This window comes from Nocardia sp. NPDC058518 (assembly GCF_042719655.1).
Taxonomy (GTDB): Bacteria; Actinomycetota; Actinomycetes; order Mycobacteriales; family Mycobacteriaceae; genus Nocardia.
In genome coordinates this window covers 243,281-258,602 of sequence record NZ_JBHXNJ010000010.1, presented here as the reverse complement: position 1 = coordinate 258,602, position 15,322 = coordinate 243,281, and the positions used below count along the sequence as shown (strand labels likewise).

Below are 15,322 nucleotides of genomic sequence, written 5' to 3'. Positions count from 1 at the left end.
TGCCAGGCACCGCGAGACCCCCTCTACCAGAGCCCCGCCGCGACCCAGCGGCCCCACCCGGCGCCGCCCCCCCCCCCCGCCGGGGTAAGGACCCAGAGGCGGGGGGGGTCCCGCCCCCCCCCCACCAAAAACAGCTGGGCGCGGGGGGGGGCAGCTTTGGCGGGCCCCCCCCGGACGAGTTCATCGGCCGCACCCCTGCCGCGCCCCACCGCGGGCGGCAGCAACGGCTCCGGCTCGACCTCGATTCCGAGGCGAGCCAGCTGCCTGCGCATCTGTTCGACCGGGTCGGCCGAATCGCGGTGGCCGCCGGGGTTCGGCGTGGTCATCGGCTCAGAAGTCGGCGGGTGCGTCGGCCTCGGCGGTCAGTACGGCGCCGATGCCCAGCTTCTCCTTGATCTTCTTCTCGACCTCGTCGCGCACGTCGGTGTTCTCCAGCAGGAACTTGCGGGCGTTCTCCTTGCCCTGGCCCAGCTGGTCGCCCTCGTAGGTGTACCAGGAGCCGGACTTGCGGATGAAGCCGTGCTCGACACCCATGTCGATGAGCGAGCCCTCCTTGGAGATGCCCTGGCCGTAGAGGATGTCGAACTCGGCCTGCTTGAACGGCGGGGCGACCTTGTTCTTGACGACCTTCACACGGGTGCGGTTGCCGACCGCGTCGCTGCCGTCCTTGAGGGTTTCGATGCGGCGCACGTCCAGGCGCACGGAGGCGTAGAACTTCAGCGCCTTACCACCGGTGGTGGTCTCGGGCGAGCCGAACATGACGCCGATCTTCTCGCGCAGCTGGTTGATGAAGATGGCGGTGGTGCCGGAGTTGCTGAGCGCGCCGGTCATCTTGCGCAGTGCCTGGCTCATGAGGCGGGCCTGCAGGCCGACGTGGCTGTCGCCCATCTCGCCTTCGATCTCCGCGCGCGGCACCAGGGCGGCGACGGAGTCGATGACGAGGATGTCGATGGCGCCGGAGCGCACCAGCATGTCGGCGATCTCCAGGGCCTGCTCACCGGTATCGGGCTGGGAGACCAGCAGTGCGTCGGTGTCGACGCCCAGCTTGCGGGCGTAATCGGGGTCGAGGGCGTGCTCGGCGTCGATGAAGGCGGCGACACCGCCCGCGGCCTGGGCGTTGGCGACGGCATGCAGCGCGACAGTGGTCTTACCCGAGGATTCCGGGCCGTAGATCTCCACGACGCGACCCCGCGGCAACCCGCCGATACCGAGCGCGACGTCGAGCGCGATGGAGCCGGTGGGGATGACGGCGATCGGCTGACGGGTCTCTTCACCGAGACGCATGACCGCGCCCTTGCCGAAGCTCTTCTCCACCTGCGCCAGCGCCAGTTCCAGCGCTTTGTCGCGATCGTAGGCCTGCGGTGCCATGATGTGTGCCCCTTCTCGAGGTGAGTGTCTCTCTGGTTGGCGCCCACAGTAGAGGCCGGCACCGACAAGTTCTGGCGCCCAGGTTAGTCGAACACCCATTCGAGTCAAGCGACGCGCCCACCAACACGCGCAGCAGCCGCTCCGACCGGCAATCCGGGAGCGAAACCAGCGGTCAGTGCTGCGGCAGCACCGAGTCGTCGCCCTCGGCGCGTGGCCCGAAGATCCGCCGCTGCGATTGTTCGATGGGCACATCGTTGATGCTGGCCTCACGCCGCGCCATCCGCCCGTCCGGCGCGAACTCCCACTGCTCGTTGCCGTAGCTGCGCCACCACTGCCCCGACTCGTCGTGCCATTCGTACTGGAAGCGCACGGCGATGCGGTTGTCGTGGAAAGCCCACAGATCCTTGCGCAGCACGTAGCCGTTCTCGGCCGACCATTTGCGGGTCAGGAAGTCGACGATCGCGGCATGACCGGTGAAGAACTCGTCGCGGTTGCGCCATACCGAATCCTCGGTATACGCCGCGGCGACCCGTTCGGGGTCCCTGGTGTTCCAGGCATTCTCGGCGGCGAGCACCTTCGCGCGGGCGGTATCGAGGTCGAAGGGTGGCAGCGGTGGTCGCATGGGGAGCAGCCTTTCGGTGTGATCAGGGGTTGTTCGGGGAGAGCTCGGGCGGCCCCCAGCGCACAGGGAGCGCACCGGGGCGTTGCACCACCTGCTCGACGGTGAAATCGACGGCGCACTGCGCACCAGGGGTGAATGCCGCCGCATCCCAGACTAATTCGGCACGGCCGGTGAGCTGGAGCAGCGCACCGGTCGACCAGTCGGCGACGAGCAGCCCGCAGCGGGGTTGCACGGCGAGGTTGCCCAGCGTCATGAACATCGAGTTGCCGCGGTAGTCCGGCCAGCGCAATCCAGTCGGTGAAAGAACCTGCAGGAAGCCGGGATTGCCGCCGCGGTGCGAGGCGTCGGCATGCCCGTCGCCGTCGGCGGTGGCGACGAAGAACGTATCGGCGGCACCGATCATCTCGGCCGCGGCGGTGGTCAGCGCCGTACCGCGCCATACCGGGCCGGGCGCACCGACCGCCGCCACCTCCCGAATCTGCCTGCGCGAGATGTACTTCGGGCAGTTCGCGTAGACCTGCTCGGTGGTGATCCGCAGCCCACCCGCGCGCACCGCCGACATGCCGTTGACGCGCATCCGCCGACGGCGCTGCGGCTGCAGCGCGATCAACCCGACCTCGATCTCACGCGACAGCGCCACCGACAGCGGATCAGCGTCCTCGGGCAGCGTGTCGATGTCGATGCTCGCGTCACCGACCGCGTGAACGAATCCGGCGGGACCGGTGAGCGGACTCGCCCACAGGCGCCCTGCCGGATCGGCGGCGCCGAGCACCACCATCGACTGCTCGGCAAGGAAGGACGCGGCAACCGCCGGAATCCCGGTACGGATCGAGCGGCCGACCCTGGCAGCCGCCTCGGCCTGCCCCATGCGGTGCTGTACGGCCAGCTCGCCGGAGTGAAACATCCTCGCCCTCCTGGTCGACGACGGGAAATTGCCCGCGAGTCAGAAGAATCCGCACGTCGGGGCAGGCCCGGCCGGTGCGGGTGCGGTGTCGGCGCCCAGCGGGGCGAAGACCTCGAGCCGGATGCCATCGGGATCAGCGAAGAAGATGCCACCGGAGGACGCCCCCTCGCCGTGGGCGACCACACCGTCGTGGAAGAACTCCGCATCGACCGCACGCAGTGCCGACTCGACCGCGCGCACCGTGTCGAGGTCGTCGACCTGGAACGACAGGTGATGCAGACCCGGTGTGCTGGTGGAGAATTCGCCGCTGCTCTGGTGCCACAACGTGAGCACCAGCGCACCGCCCCGGCCGAGGAAGGCCCAGCGCCGATCGCCGTCGGCGCCGCTGCCGAGCTGTTCGAAGCCGAGGCCACGGCGGTAGAAGTCGACGGAACGGTCGAGGTCGGCGACGTTGAGTCCGATGTGGCCGGTGGTGAGCACAGGCGCGGCGACGGTGGTCATGGTTTCCTCCTGGAATGCTTAACCGTTTATCCGATGTTCAACAGTTAGAACATAGGATGAGGTCACCCACTTCGTCAACCCTTGAAACATTGATAGACAGTTAGGAGGGTCGTGTTGTTAACCTCGGGCATGCGCGATCCCCGTCCGCACACCGGCGAACCCCCCGCTCTCGACCTGCTCAACACCCGGTGGGCGGGCGCTGAACCCGGCGATCTGCTCGCCGATCTCGACGGGCTGCGCACGTGGCTGGAGCTCATCGGGCTCGCCGATCGGGTACCTGTCGACAACCACGCTCTCACCGCACTGCACACCGCGCGCGATGCCGTGCGCGACGCCGTCACCCGTGCCGATCACGCCGCACTGAACCGGGTTCTCGAGCACGGGCGTATCCGCCGCGAACTCACCGACGAGGGCCCCCGCGACATCCCCGAGGTCGACGACCCGGTGTGGTTACCCGGCTGGCTCGCCGCCGACAATCTGCTCCACCTGATCGCCGAGGCACCGCATCGGATCCGCCAGTGCGCGCACCCCGATTGCGTGTTGTTCTTCTACGACACGTCCAAGAACGGCACCCGGCGCTGGCATTCCATGGCGACCTGCGGCAATCGCACCAAGGCCGCGCGCCACTACGCCAAGACCAGCTGAGCAGCGGTCCTCAGAACAGTTCGTCGAGCAGCCGGTAGTAGTCGAGCTTGGCGCGATCGGGTTCGGTCAAGCCGTAGGCGGTGTAGAACGCCGCGACCGCCGCGGCGCCGAAGTCCCCGGCCAGGTCGCGCTCGGCCAGCGCCAGGTCGTGATAACGGTCACCGGGGCCGAGTGCCGCGACATCGATCAGCAGGCCACCGGTGAGCACATTGCCCGGTGTGAAGTCGCCGTGCGTGACGACGAGATCTTCGGTGGCCGGGCGCCGCTCCCGGAGCCGGGCGAGTATCGCGGCGGGCGAGAGATCACGGTGATCGTCGTCGAAATCCGCGGTGTCGACGAAACCTTCGACCACATGGCGGTGGGCGCGGGCGAGGGTGACATCGAGACCACCGGCGAAGGGGCAGTCCGCCACCGGAAGATCGTGCAGCGACCGCAGGGCACGGCCCATCTGCGCACCGACTTCGGCCGGGTCAGCCTGTCCGGCGAGCGATCCACCCGCATCGGCGAGGACGAGGACGTCCTCGGCGAACGCGACCACCTCCGGCACCGCGATCCCGTTGTCGCGCAACCAGCTCAGCCGCGCGTGTTCGGCCACCGCGCGCGGACCACGCTTGATCCAGTACATGCCCGACCGCACCAGATTCCCGTCACAGCCCTCGTGCTCGTCCGACCACTCCGGCACCGGCCCGAGCAGCTCCTCGATCACCGGCGGCAGCGGCAGCGCCAATTCGTCGAGGTGATCCAAGGCCGCCCGGGTGGACTCGATGAGCTCGGAATCGCCGTCGGCCACGCGCAGCCGCATGGCCTCGTTGAGCAGCCGGCGCGCCTCCTGCGGCCGGTGCTGTTCGGCCAGCGACTTGCCGAGGTGGTGGGTGGCGAAGGACACGAGGTCCGGGTCGTCGAGCACACGGCTGGCGTGCAGAGCCCGGCGGTAGAGGATCTCGGCGTGTCCCGGTTCACCCTGGTACCGGTAGACATCGGCCAGGTTGATCCAGACGGTGACCCGGCGCTGCTCGGTGTCGGCCAGTTCGAGGGCCTGATCGAGCCGGTCGAGGGCCTCGTCGTACCGCCCGAGCAGCATCAACGCGATGCCGAGCCTGCGCAGGCCGGGGAAATCGTTCGGGTCGGCGAGGGCGACCCGAACCGCGAGGGTCTCGGGGTCGACCGGGATCATCCGCAGCCGTTCGTCGAACCGATACGGTCGCGTTTCCGAGTTCTGCGCTGTCACGGCCATTGCCTGATCACCACCGGTTCGGGGGGACGTCGAAGTCGGCACACAGCGCCCGCCAGACGTCGCGTGGGTCGACGCCGCTGTCGATCGCTACCGCGCCCGTGCGCCCCAGCTGGGGTATCACGTGATCGGTCAGCATGGCGTCGGCGCGCGCCACGCCGAACTCGGTGTGCATCAGCTCCTGGAATTCGGTCAATCGCACGTTGCCAAAGATACTCGCGCTGGGCGACAGCCGACAGGGCCCCGCTCAGCCATCTCCACAGCACCCGGCGGCGCCCACGGTGTCCGCGGCGACGGATCACCCCTTCTTCGCGGCGTCGTGACAGACCTGGACCGGGTCCTCGACGTCCGACAGACCGGCGCAGGCGTGGCGAGCCGCTTCGGCGTAGGCGGGGTCGTCGAGTACCTTGCGCACCGCGGCGCCGACGGCCTCGGGCGTGAGCGGCCGCACGAGCACCGAACTTCCCTGCCGCACCGCGCGATTGGCGAGCTCCCACTGGTCACCGCCGCCGGGGACGGTCACCACCGGCACGCCTGCGGCCAGGGATTTCGCCAGCAGGCCGTGCCCGCCGCCCCCGACGACGACCGCGGCGTGGGTGAGCAGTTCGTCCTGGCGGCCCAGGCCCGCGGTAGCCCAGTCGGGCAGGTCCGCGGGTGGGGTGTCCAGGGTCGAGATGGCCACACGCACACCGAGTTCGGCCAGGCCGGACACGACCACGTCGACCATGTCGGCGACGCCGGTGTGCGCGGTCGAGGGCGCCACCATCACCAGCGGGGCGTCGCCGGGGGGCAGCGGGAGGACAGCGTCGGTGGGTTCCCACAGCAGCGGTCCGACGACGTGGGTGTCGGCGGGCCAGTCGGGGCGGTCCATCTCCAGCGCGGGCAGGGTGGCGACCAGGCGCGCGGTGGGACCGGGGTCCTCGGCGGGCAGGCCGATGGTCTCGCGGGCCGCGGAGCGCTGACGGTGACCGTTGCGGACCGCGCGCGCGGTCATCGTGCGCAGGACACCATCGCGCATGCGGCCACGCACACCCTCCCCCGGTGCCAGGCCACTACCGATCGGCGGCAGGGCTTTCGACGGCAGGTAGAGCGGGTGCGGTGACAATTCGACCCATGGCAACCCCAGCCGCTCGGCCGCCATCCCGCCACCCGCGGTGAGAATGTCGGAGACGATCAGGTCCGGCAGCATCGCGCTGAGTTCGGGCAGGTTCTCGGTGGCGATATGAGCGGCGCGATCGTGGATTCGGGCACCCGCGTCGGCGTCGTCGTCGGTGGGGCGCGGCGCGAGCCCCTTGAGCTTGCGCACGCTGATCCCCGCCGAGCGTGCCTTGTCCAGCCATCTCGGCCCGGTGAACAACACGGGCTCGTCCCCCGCGGCCAGCAATCGCAGACACAACGCGATCGCGGGAAACGCATGCCCTGGATCGGGCCCGGCCACCACAGCTATTCGCATTCGCCCACCCTGCCATATCCCCAGGCCGCGCCTACCTCGGACGAGGCGAACCCACGATTTCTGCGATACGTTGACCGACGCATCACCCAGCACCGAGCGAAACCGGAGCGAGCACGTGCGTCCCCCGAGCATCGACACCGTCGACGACCTGTTCGCGCTACTCGAGCGGTGCGCCGACGCCTGGGACACCGCGGACCGCACCGGCGACCCTGTCGACATCCTCGATCACGATCGCCAGTGCGCGCAGTTGCTGCGCCGCGACTTCCCCGATGACGAAGAACTCCAGGTGGCGGGCCTGCTGCACGACATCGGCCACGTGCTGTTCCCCGGCGACGACGCGGGCCACGGCAGGCACGGCGCCGAGGCGGTGCGCGGACTGCTCGGCAGCCGGGTGGCCCGCCTGATCGAACTGCACGTCACCGCGAAACGTTTTCTGGTGGCAACGGATTCAGCACACGCGGCCGCACTGTCGGCGTCGAGTCAGCGCACACTCACCGCGCAAGGCGGGCCGATGACACCCGCCGAGGCCGATTCCTTCCGCGCGGACCCCGACTTCACCGCCGCCTCGGCGCTGCGCAGGGCTGATGACGCGGGCAAGGTGGTCGGCCTACGAGTCGCGCCACTGCAGGAGTGGCGACCGCTGGTCGAACGTGTCGCGGCCCGAGGGCTCTGACACCGGCACCCGCCGATCAGCCGCCGAAGGTGAACAGTTCGAAGCCGACAGCGTGCTCGGCGGGGAACCCTTCCTTCGGACCCGTTGCGAACGTGACGATTTCGCGCACCTGCTCCGCCACCGGCACCGGGCTCAGCACCTGCAGATACCGCCGATGCGCCGACAGCGATGCGCGTGCCTGCTCCAGATGCGCGCCCACATCGACGGCGTGGGTGGCGACCGGACCCACGACGGCCGCCCAGCGCGCCGACCACGGCGGCAGGTCGGCGAGTTCGGGGAAAATCCATTCGTTGCCCGCGTCGGAGATCGCGTCCATCGCCGATCGGCCGACAGCCCGGTGATCGGCGCTGTTGACCATCCCCGGTGCCCAGGTGTCGCCGAAGTTGAACAGCACCACCATCTCCGGGCGATGCCTGCGCAGCGCGGCGGCCAGTTCGCGGCGCAGGGGGAGACCTTCCTCGATGCGGCCGTCGGGATGGTCGAGGAATTCGACCGTGTGCACGCCGACTTCGCGGGCGCCGGAGATCTCCTCGATCTCCCGCAACGGCGCGGCCTGCGCGGGCGGCATCCCGGCGATCCCCGCCTCACCGCGCGTGACGAGCAGATAGCGAATGTCCTTGCCCTGCCCCGTCCATCGCGCCACCGCCGCCGCGGCGCCGTATTCGATGTCGTCGGGGTGCGCGACGATCACAAGTCCGCGCTGCCAGTCCTCGGGTAGCTGTTCCACCCCGCCATGCTAACCAGAGACGGCTAACTGATCGGGGTCTTGTCGCTGCCCGAGATCGCCTTGTACAGCAGGTACAGGCCGGTACCGATCGCCCCGATCACCAGGATGGGCATCAGCGCCTCGATCAGCGCGCCGAGAATCCAGAACGCGATCACCGCGACCACGACGATGCCGATGACTTTCAGAACCATGATGTGACTCCTCGCCAGCTCTACGACCGCTGTCCAGCGATCCGATATCTCGATGCTCCCACCCCGCGAGCTATAGATCACCAGGTCAGCACCGATATCCGGGTGTAGATCAGGGTTCACCCCGAGACCGGCACGGGGTCGGGTACCGGGCTACCGTGATCGGCATGGATTACTTGGCGTTGCTCTGCGCGAAGCTCACCGCCTTCGGTGAGCTCATCACTCCCGACACCGATCTCGCCGCGCCGGTGCCATCCTGCGGCGACTGGGTGTTCTACGACCTCGTCGACCATGTCGGGCGCGGCAATCTGTGGGTGGTCACCGCGGTGGCCGAGCTGCGCGGCGATTTCGAGGGCGAGCCGGCGCCGAAAGATCCCGCCGCCCTGCGGGAGTGGTACGAGTCGACCGCCGACGCCATGGTGACGTCGCTGTCCGCGGACGAGGACCAGGAGGCGTGGACCTTCACCCGGTCCATGCCTCGCACTGTCGGTTTCTGGCGCCGCCGCCGCGCCCACGAGACGCTCATGCACCTGTGGGACGGTCAGAACGCCCTCGGCAAGGCCGACCCGTTCGACCCCGATCTCGCGGTCGACGGCATCGACGAGGTCTTCGAGCTGTTCGCGCCCCGGATGATCCATCGCGGCCTCGCGGTCGAACCCGAGGTGGCGCTGCGGCTGCGGGCCACCGACACCGGCGGCAGCTGGACCTACGGTCCGGGCGAGTCCGTCGCCGACCTGGCGGGCACCGCATCGGACCTGCTCCTGGCCCTGTGGGCCCGCAAATCCGGCGACGACCCGGAGTTCACCTGGGACGGCGACCGCGCGGCGGGCGAGCGAGTGCTGGCCGGACCGCTCGTTCCATAGGCAAACGACTGACGACGAACCGGACAAGCGCCCATAATCGGGGCTCACCGCGCGTAGGAGGACTTCTCATGGAACCCATCGTCACGACCACGAGCGGCGCGATCCGCGGCCACACCGAGGCCGGGGTCACCCGCTTTCTCGGGGTGCCGTACGCGGCGGCGCCGGTCGGGCCGAAACGTTTCCAGCTCCCCGAACCCGCCCCGGCCTGGGCGGGCGTACGAGACGCGACCGAAATGGGCGCCACCTGCGCACAGACGCCGTATCCCGCGTATGCCGACGCGCTGATCGGCAGCGACCACATTCCCGGCGACGAGTATCTCAATGTGAACGTGTGGACGCCCGATCCCAGCGCCACCGGGCTGCCGGTGCTGGTGTGGATTCACGGTGGCGCGTTCACCCGAGGGTGCAACGCGAAGCCGATCTACGACGGGACCGCGTTCGCCCGCGACGGCGTGATCATGGTGGGGATCAACTACCGCCTCGGGGTGTCGGGCTTCGCCGTGCTCGAAGGCGCACCGTCGAATCGCGGTCTGCACGACCAGATCTTCGCGCTCCGGTGGGTGCGCGAGAACATCGCCGCCTTCGGTGGCGATCCCGGCAATGTGACGATTTTCGGCGAGTCCGCGGGCGCGATGAGTGTGGCGGCCCTGATCGCCGCGCCGCAGACGGCCGGGCTGTTCCACCGGGCGATCATGCAGAGTGGCAACGGCGCCGTCGCCGCCGATGCCGAAGACGCGCGCAAAGTGTCCGCCGCACTGGCCGCCGAGCTCGGAATCTCACCTACCGCCGAAGATTTCGGCGCACTCGGCCCGGACGAGTTGCGTGCCGCGCAGAACGCCGTCGCGCTGGCCGTGATGACCGACCCCGATCCGCAGCGTTGGGGTCCGTCGATCATCCAGCTGGGCGGGGGCATCATGAGCATGTTCCCGGTCGTCGACGACGACATCGTCGAGGGCACGCCGACCGAGGTCCTGCGCGCTCACCCCGACCGCGCGGTACCCCTCATCGCGGGCACCACGGCCGACGAGTTCCGCTTCTTCACCGTCCCCGCGGGCCTCGCCGCCGCCATCACCGCCGACACTCTCCCCTTCGTCCTCACCCGCTACGGCATCGATCCCGAAGTCGCGCAGACATATTCGACCGAGCGCCCCGACGCCACCCCCGCAGAGATCTTCAACGCCATCCTCACCGACTTGAGCTTCCGCGCGGGCACCTACGACTTCGCCGAGGCCAACGCCGTCACCGCCCCCACCAACGTCTACGAATTCGCCTGGCCCACCGATCTTCCCAGCCTCGGCGCCTGCCACGTGCTGGAAATCCCGTTCGTCTTCGACACCATCGATGACGCCCACACCCTCACCGGGCCCACCCCACCACAGTCCCTCGCCGATGAAATCCACGCTGCCTGGGTCGCTTTCGCCACCAACGGCACCCCCGGCTGGCCCCTCTTCACGTCCGACGAGAAGACCGTCCGGATCTTCGACGCCCCGGGCTCTGCCACCGTCACCGATCCTCGCCCCACAGAACTCGCGGCCCTGCGCAAGGCCATCGCCTCGGTCTGATCTCCGGTCGGCACGCCGTGTCTCGGACCGGTGTGTCGACCGCAAGCCGCGGCGGCTCGAGGAGCTCTAGCGGACGGAATCCGTTCCGCCGGCGAACAAGTCTGTGCCCTGGTCGGCCATTTCGGTCAGGGCCTGGGCCCAGCCGTCGAGGCGGTCGGCGGCTTCACGCAGGTCGGCGACGATGCCGTTGAACTGGTAGGCCAGGACCGAGTCCTCGGGGACCGCCAGGATGCGGGCCGCGGCGGCGACCAGCTGTTCGTATTCGACCACGCCGGTTTCCAGGCGGGTGAGCACGCCGAGGACCGTGGTTTTCAAGGCCGCGACGGTGTCGGGGTTGGCTCGGCCGACGGTGTCGGCGGCCTGTTCCATCGCGACCACGTCGGCGGCGAGCGCGTGCAGGGCGGCCGCACCGGAGCGGGCCGTCTCGAGCAGGTCGCGCAGTTCGTCTTCGGGGAGACGGCGGGTGCGCGCGATCTGGGCACCGAGGTCGTAGAGCGCCCGTTCGGCGCGGATCAGGCGCTGGATGGGAGCGCGCGCGGCCGATCGCAGGCCGGGCGATTTGCGGGCGACGAACGCCGCCTGGGGCAGGGGTTTGCCGCGCAATTCCAGATAGCGGCGGGCGGTGAGCGCGGTTCCGGTGACGAACGCGACGGCGCCACCGCCGATCACCATGACCGCCCAGGCGGGCGCCGAGATCACGGCCAGCCCGACCGCGCCGACCGTGGTGATGCCGGAAACGGTGCCCAGCTGGAAGCTGCGCCTGCGCACCCGGCGCCGACGGCGCAGCTCACGTTCACGCGGGTCGGCCCAGCGCCGTACCGCGACCATGGCCTGCTCGCCGACCCCGCGCAGGGTCGCGGGCACCGAGCCTGTCATCGCGGCCTGCGCGAGCGCCGCCGGATCCACGATCTCGGCACGTTCGCGCCGCATTTTCCCGCTCATCGCCTGTCCTTCCCCCGGGTGCCGGTCGTCGCGGAAACCGTTGATGGCGCGGCCACCGGGCGTCACCGCCGGGTTTCCGCGCCCTCGCCGGACTCCACGTACTGCTTACTGCTGAGCCGCTTGGCCCTTGTTGATATTCGGCGCCGGTGCGGCCTGTGGCTGCGCCGGGTCGATCGCCGCGTTGTTGTTGCCCGTGGGCAACGCGTCACCACGCATCGAGGCGCGGATCTGCTCGAGCTTGCTGTGCCCGGCCATCTGGACGCTGGCCTGCTGCACCTCCATCATGCGACCCTGCACCGTGTTCTGCGCCAGCTCGGCCGAACCGAGCGCGTTGGCGTAGCGGCGCTCGATCTTGTCGCGCACGGCGTCCAGGCTGGGCGTGGAGCCCGGCGCGGACAGGGTGGAGTCCATCTGCTGCAGCGAAGCCGAGACCTGCTCCTGCATCTTGGCCTGCTCGAGCTGGCTGAGCAGCTTGGTGCGCTCGGCGACCTTCTGCTGCAACATCATCGCGTTCTGCTCGACCGCCTTCTTGGCCTGTGCGGCGGCCTGCAGGGACTGATCGTGCAACACCTTGAGGTCCTCCACCGACTGCTCGGCGGTGACCAGCTGGGCGGCGAACGCCTCGGCGGCGTTGGTGTACTGGATCGCCTTCTCGGTGTCGCCCGCCGCCTGCGCCTGATCGGCCAGGGTGACGGCCTGACGGGCGTTGGCGTTGAGCTTCTCGACCTCGTCGAGCTGACGGTTCAGCTTCATCTCCAGCTGACGCTGGTTACCGATCACCGACGCCGCCTGCTGCGACAGCGCCTGGTGCTGACGCTGCGCCTCCTCGATAGCCTGCTGAATCTGGACCTTCGGATCCGCATGCTCTTCGATCTTGGAGTCGAAGAGGGCCATCATGTACTTCCAGGCCTTCACGAACGGATTAGCCATCGATTGATCCCGCCTCCATCTGTGCGTCGCTCGTGCGACTGGTGGTACGCGACCGTCACGCACCAGATACGTGCTTATCCTTCACCATGCGGCACCCGAACCGGAATGACCGGACCGATCGACGCCTGATGAGAATCTATCCGTTCTCATCAGCGGTGTGCAGCGTCTCGCGCGCCGGGCGCAGGGTTCGCCGCGTCACATTCCCTTCACCAGTACCAGCATCTCGGCCCTCGGGGCCGGGATGACGATGCGGGTGTCTTCGGCGATGCCGATGCGCGCGCCCTGCTCGGCCGCCGCGCTCGCGGAGGCGGATGCCTCGCCCGCGGCCGGTTCGGGCAGAGTCGCAGGCTCGGCTTCGGTCGGCTCGCGCTCGGCGGCGGGGCCGGTCAGCGCGGGTTCGCGCGGCGCGGAGCCGTCGGCGCCCGCCATCAGGGTGCTCACGTCCCACAGCACGCGCGAGAGCGGCACGTCGAGTGCCTCGCAGATGCTGGCGAGCAGTTCACTGGAGGCTTCCTTACGGCCGCGCTCCACTTCCGACAGATAGCCGAGGCTCACGCGCGCCGAGGTCGACACCTCGCGCAGCGTTCGATGCTGGGCGAGACGCGCACGCCGCAGACTGTCCCCGATTGCCTCCCGCAGCAGCGTCATCTCGTTCTCCTCCACCTCGTGTCACCGCCGTAGCGGTGCTCACCTCTTTCTGGCACAACGTCGAGCATGGACCGGTGGTTCCCGAACCCGGCTACTTCACACTGACACAGCGCAGCAACTCCCGCACCGCACTGTGCACCGCACCGAGTCTGATCGTCCACCGGTCACCGTGCAGTTTCAACCGGACCACTTCGCTGTGACGTGGACCGGCCAACCCGAGGTATACCGTGCCGACGGGATGCCCGTCCTGGGAATCGGGTCCGGCGACCCCGGTCAATCCCACGCCCCAGTCCGCGCCACACTGCTGCCGCGCCCCCACGGCGAGCTGTTCGGCGGTCGAGGCGGCGACCGGTCCGTCGGTGCGAAGGAGGTCGTCTTCGACGCAGGCCAGACGGCTCTTGAGGTCGGTGGCGTAGACGATCAACCCACCCCGCAGCACCGCGCTCGCACCGGGGACCCCCGCCACGGTGGCAGCCAGCAGACCCGCGGTGAGCGATTCGGCCGTGGCGACGGTCTGACCCGCCGCGTTCAGGGCCCTGACCAGTTCGGCGACCGGCGCACCGTCGACGAGCGGATCGCTCACGAGCGCGACCGTCCACCCGCCAGCCACACTCTGGCCGCCTGCCCCACGTAGTCCAGGCCGGTGACCACCGTCAGCGCCACGGCCAGGTACATCAGCCACATGCCCGCGGTGGCGAAGACACCCGAGAGCGGCAGCACCAGCAGCGCGATCGCCACGGACTGCACCAGCGTCTTCAGCTTGCCGCCGCGCCCCGCCGGGATCACCCCGCGCCGCACGACCACCAGCCGCAGCAGCGTGATGCCGATTTCGCGGCCGCAGATGACCAAGGTGATCCACCACGGCAGATCGCCGAGCACCGACAGCCCGATCAGCGCCGCTCCGATCAGCGCCTTGTCCGCGATGGGGTCGGCGAGCTTCCCGAAATCGGTGACCAGCCCGTATTTGCGGGCCAGTTGCCCGTCGAAGCGGTCGGTGATCGCGGCCACCCCGAAGACCGCCGCGGCGATGACCCGCCAGCGGGTGTCGTGCCCGCCCTCGGCGAACAGTGCCAGCACGAACAGGGGCACCAGCACGATGCGCGCGATTGTCAGCACATTGGCGATATTGAGCAGGGGAACCTGGGTCTCCGGCACCGGGTGCATCGGTGTCGGCGCACTCGACCCACGATCGATCTCTTCGGGTCGCACGCTCATCCTGTGTCTCTCCGGCATGCTCGGACGGCCTACGTGGTGACGCTTCGCAACCGCCTCCGGCCGCTGACCGCTCATGCCCTGCCCTCTCGGCACTCACCGGCACTGCGCCGAAATCCAACGGTTTCGCGAGCTGTTTGCCCGCACGATCGGTGCCACCCGATCCGGTCGTCGAGCCCGGCGCGATGCGAGGAGCGGAACGACAGGATGTGCGGCACATGTTCAGACTATCGGTAACCCGGCCGACTACTGTGCACCCATGACCTCACGGGGACCCTCGAGTAGTCCGACCAGCGACGCGCATGTTGTCGCGCCCACTGTGGCGCCTGTTTCCGGCGTGGTCGTGCGACGAGCGAGAACCTCCGATGTCCCCGAGATCAAGCGCCTGGTCGACGAGTACGCCGGCCGCATCCTGCTGGAGAAGAACCTGGTCACGCTGTACGAATCGGTGCAGGAGTTCTGGGTCGCCGAGCTCGACGGACAGGTCGTCGGCTGCGGTGCGCTGCACGTGCTGTGGGCCGATCTGGGCGAAGTACGCACTGTCGCGGTGGATCCCGTCGTCAAGGGCCGCGGAGTCGGCGGCGCGGTGGTCGAGCATCTGGTCACCGTCGCCCGCGAACTGCAGTTGCAGCGCGTGTTCGTGCTGACCTTCGAGGTGGACTTCTTCGGCAGGCACGGGTTCGTCGAGATCGACGGCACGCCCGTCACCGCCGAGGTGTACGCGGAGATGTGCCGCTCCTACGACACCGGTGTCGCCGAATTCCTCGATCTCAGCTTCGTCAAGCCGAACACCCTCGGCAACACCCGCATGCTGCTGACCCTGTAGAAACTCCATCGCCAGAAAGTGATCGAC

At 69.1% G+C, this 15,322-nt stretch carries 19 protein-coding genes; 5 read left to right on the top strand and 14 right to left on the bottom strand.

All coding sequences use genetic code 11. The features are described from left to right. Positions 1 to 330: 330 nt before the first annotated feature. From recA to ACFWPX_RS19765, 4 genes are all read right to left on the bottom strand, one after another. Positions 331 to 1,368, bottom strand: a complete 1,038-nt coding sequence (recA, locus tag ACFWPX_RS19780; protein ID WP_067460620.1) for a recombinase RecA — start codon at positions 1,366 to 1,368, stop codon at positions 331 to 333. 172 nt (positions 1,369 to 1,540) lie between these two features. Further along, positions 1,541 to 1,990: a nuclear transport factor 2 family protein gene (locus tag ACFWPX_RS19775; RefSeq protein ID WP_378928618.1), complete on the bottom strand. Its 450-nt coding sequence runs from the start codon at positions 1,988 to 1,990 to the stop codon at positions 1,541 to 1,543. A gap of 22 nt (positions 1,991 to 2,012) precedes the next feature. Then, the gene (locus ACFWPX_RS19770) at positions 2,013 to 2,894 is read right to left on the bottom strand and encodes a pyridoxamine 5'-phosphate oxidase family protein (RefSeq protein ID WP_378928617.1); all 882 of its coding nucleotides are present in this window, start codon (positions 2,892 to 2,894) and stop codon (positions 2,013 to 2,015) included. 39 nt (positions 2,895 to 2,933) lie between these two features. Beyond that, positions 2,934 to 3,395, bottom strand: a complete 462-nt coding sequence (locus tag ACFWPX_RS19765; protein WP_378928616.1) for a VOC family protein — start codon at positions 3,393 to 3,395, stop codon at positions 2,934 to 2,936. 129 nt (positions 3,396 to 3,524) lie between these two features. Between ACFWPX_RS19765 and ACFWPX_RS19760 the strand changes: the two genes are divergently transcribed. Further along, positions 3,525 to 4,040 (top strand): CGNR zinc finger domain-containing protein, encoded by a 516-nt coding sequence (locus tag ACFWPX_RS19760; protein WP_378928624.1) that lies wholly within the window; start codon positions 3,525 to 3,527, stop codon positions 4,038 to 4,040. A gap of 10 nt (positions 4,041 to 4,050) precedes the next feature. Here ACFWPX_RS19760 and ACFWPX_RS19755 read toward each other — a convergent pair whose 3' ends face one another. The 3 genes from ACFWPX_RS19755 to ACFWPX_RS19745 all read right to left on the bottom strand — a co-directional run bounded on the left by ACFWPX_RS19755 (position 4,051) and on the right by ACFWPX_RS19745 (position 6,724). Beyond that, on the bottom strand, positions 4,051 to 5,274 hold the full coding sequence (locus ACFWPX_RS19755) for a phosphotransferase (protein WP_378928615.1): 1,224 nt from the start codon (positions 5,272 to 5,274) through the stop codon (positions 4,051 to 4,053). Positions 5,275 to 5,281: 7 nt separating this feature from the next. Continuing rightward, entirely contained in the window at positions 5,282 to 5,473 is a 192-nt protein-coding gene (locus ACFWPX_RS19750; protein WP_378920194.1) for a DUF3046 domain-containing protein, read from the bottom strand. Between the two features lie 96 nt (positions 5,474 to 5,569). Further along, positions 5,570 to 6,724 (bottom strand): glycosyltransferase, encoded by a 1,155-nt coding sequence (locus ACFWPX_RS19745; protein ID WP_378928613.1) that lies wholly within the window; start codon positions 6,722 to 6,724, stop codon positions 5,570 to 5,572. 115 nt (positions 6,725 to 6,839) lie between these two features. On the opposite strand from ACFWPX_RS19745, the gene ACFWPX_RS19740 reads away from it, so the two are divergent. Then, entirely contained in the window at positions 6,840 to 7,397 is a 558-nt protein-coding gene (locus ACFWPX_RS19740) for an HD domain-containing protein (protein WP_378928612.1), read from the top strand. A 16-nt stretch (positions 7,398 to 7,413) separates the two neighbouring features. Here ACFWPX_RS19740 and ACFWPX_RS19735 read toward each other — a convergent pair whose 3' ends face one another. Both ACFWPX_RS19735 and ACFWPX_RS19730 read right to left on the bottom strand, forming a co-directional pair. Further along, a complete protein-coding gene (locus tag ACFWPX_RS19735) occupies positions 7,414 to 8,124 on the bottom strand; it encodes a PIG-L deacetylase family protein (protein WP_378920188.1) in 711 nt (236 codons plus the stop codon). Between the two features lie 23 nt (positions 8,125 to 8,147). Further along, positions 8,148 to 8,315, bottom strand: coding sequence for a hypothetical protein (locus ACFWPX_RS19730; RefSeq protein WP_378920186.1), 168 nt, complete (start codon positions 8,313 to 8,315; stop codon positions 8,148 to 8,150). Positions 8,316 to 8,479: 164 nt separating this feature from the next. Here ACFWPX_RS19730 and ACFWPX_RS19725 point away from each other — a divergent pair, with 164 nt between their 5' ends. Together ACFWPX_RS19725 and ACFWPX_RS19720 are read left to right on the top strand one after the other, a co-directional pair. Further along, positions 8,480 to 9,175 (top strand): maleylpyruvate isomerase family mycothiol-dependent enzyme, encoded by a 696-nt coding sequence (locus ACFWPX_RS19725; RefSeq protein ID WP_378928611.1) that lies wholly within the window; start codon positions 8,480 to 8,482, stop codon positions 9,173 to 9,175. Positions 9,176 to 9,243: 68 nt separating this feature from the next. Then, entirely contained in the window at positions 9,244 to 10,737 is a 1,494-nt protein-coding gene (locus ACFWPX_RS19720) for a carboxylesterase/lipase family protein (protein ID WP_378928610.1), read from the top strand. Between the two features lie 66 nt (positions 10,738 to 10,803). On the opposite strand, the gene ACFWPX_RS19715 is transcribed toward ACFWPX_RS19720, so the two are convergent. The 5 genes from ACFWPX_RS19715 to pgsA form a co-directional block, all read right to left on the bottom strand. Beyond that, complete coding sequence (locus ACFWPX_RS19715) at positions 10,804 to 11,679, bottom strand: hypothetical protein (RefSeq protein WP_378928609.1); 876 nt, start codon at positions 11,677 to 11,679, stop codon at positions 10,804 to 10,806. Positions 11,680 to 11,784: 105 nt separating this feature from the next. Then, positions 11,785 to 12,609: a phage shock protein PspA gene (pspA, locus tag ACFWPX_RS19710; protein ID WP_056811431.1), complete on the bottom strand. Its 825-nt coding sequence runs from the start codon at positions 12,607 to 12,609 to the stop codon at positions 11,785 to 11,787. Positions 12,610 to 12,804: 195 nt separating this feature from the next. Further along, positions 12,805 to 13,257 carry a helix-turn-helix domain-containing protein gene (locus ACFWPX_RS19705; protein ID WP_063004535.1) on the bottom strand — a complete coding sequence of 151 codons (453 nt, stop codon included), beginning with the start codon at positions 13,255 to 13,257 and terminating at the stop codon, positions 12,805 to 12,807. A gap of 91 nt (positions 13,258 to 13,348) precedes the next feature. Continuing rightward, a complete protein-coding gene (locus ACFWPX_RS19700; protein WP_378928608.1) occupies positions 13,349 to 13,840 on the bottom strand; it encodes a CinA family protein in 492 nt (163 codons plus the stop codon). Then, positions 13,837 to 14,472, bottom strand: a complete 636-nt coding sequence (gene pgsA / locus ACFWPX_RS19695; RefSeq protein ID WP_378920176.1) for a CDP-diacylglycerol--glycerol-3-phosphate 3-phosphatidyltransferase — start codon at positions 14,470 to 14,472, stop codon at positions 13,837 to 13,839. The genes ACFWPX_RS19700 and pgsA overlap by 4 nt, the downstream gene beginning before the upstream one ends. Before the next feature lie 256 nt (positions 14,473 to 14,728). Here pgsA and ACFWPX_RS19690 point away from each other — a divergent pair, with 256 nt between their 5' ends. Next, the gene (locus tag ACFWPX_RS19690; protein ID WP_378920174.1) at positions 14,729 to 15,295 is read left to right on the top strand and encodes an amino-acid N-acetyltransferase; all 567 of its coding nucleotides are present in this window, start codon (positions 14,729 to 14,731) and stop codon (positions 15,293 to 15,295) included. Positions 15,296 to 15,322 lie beyond the last annotated feature (27 nt).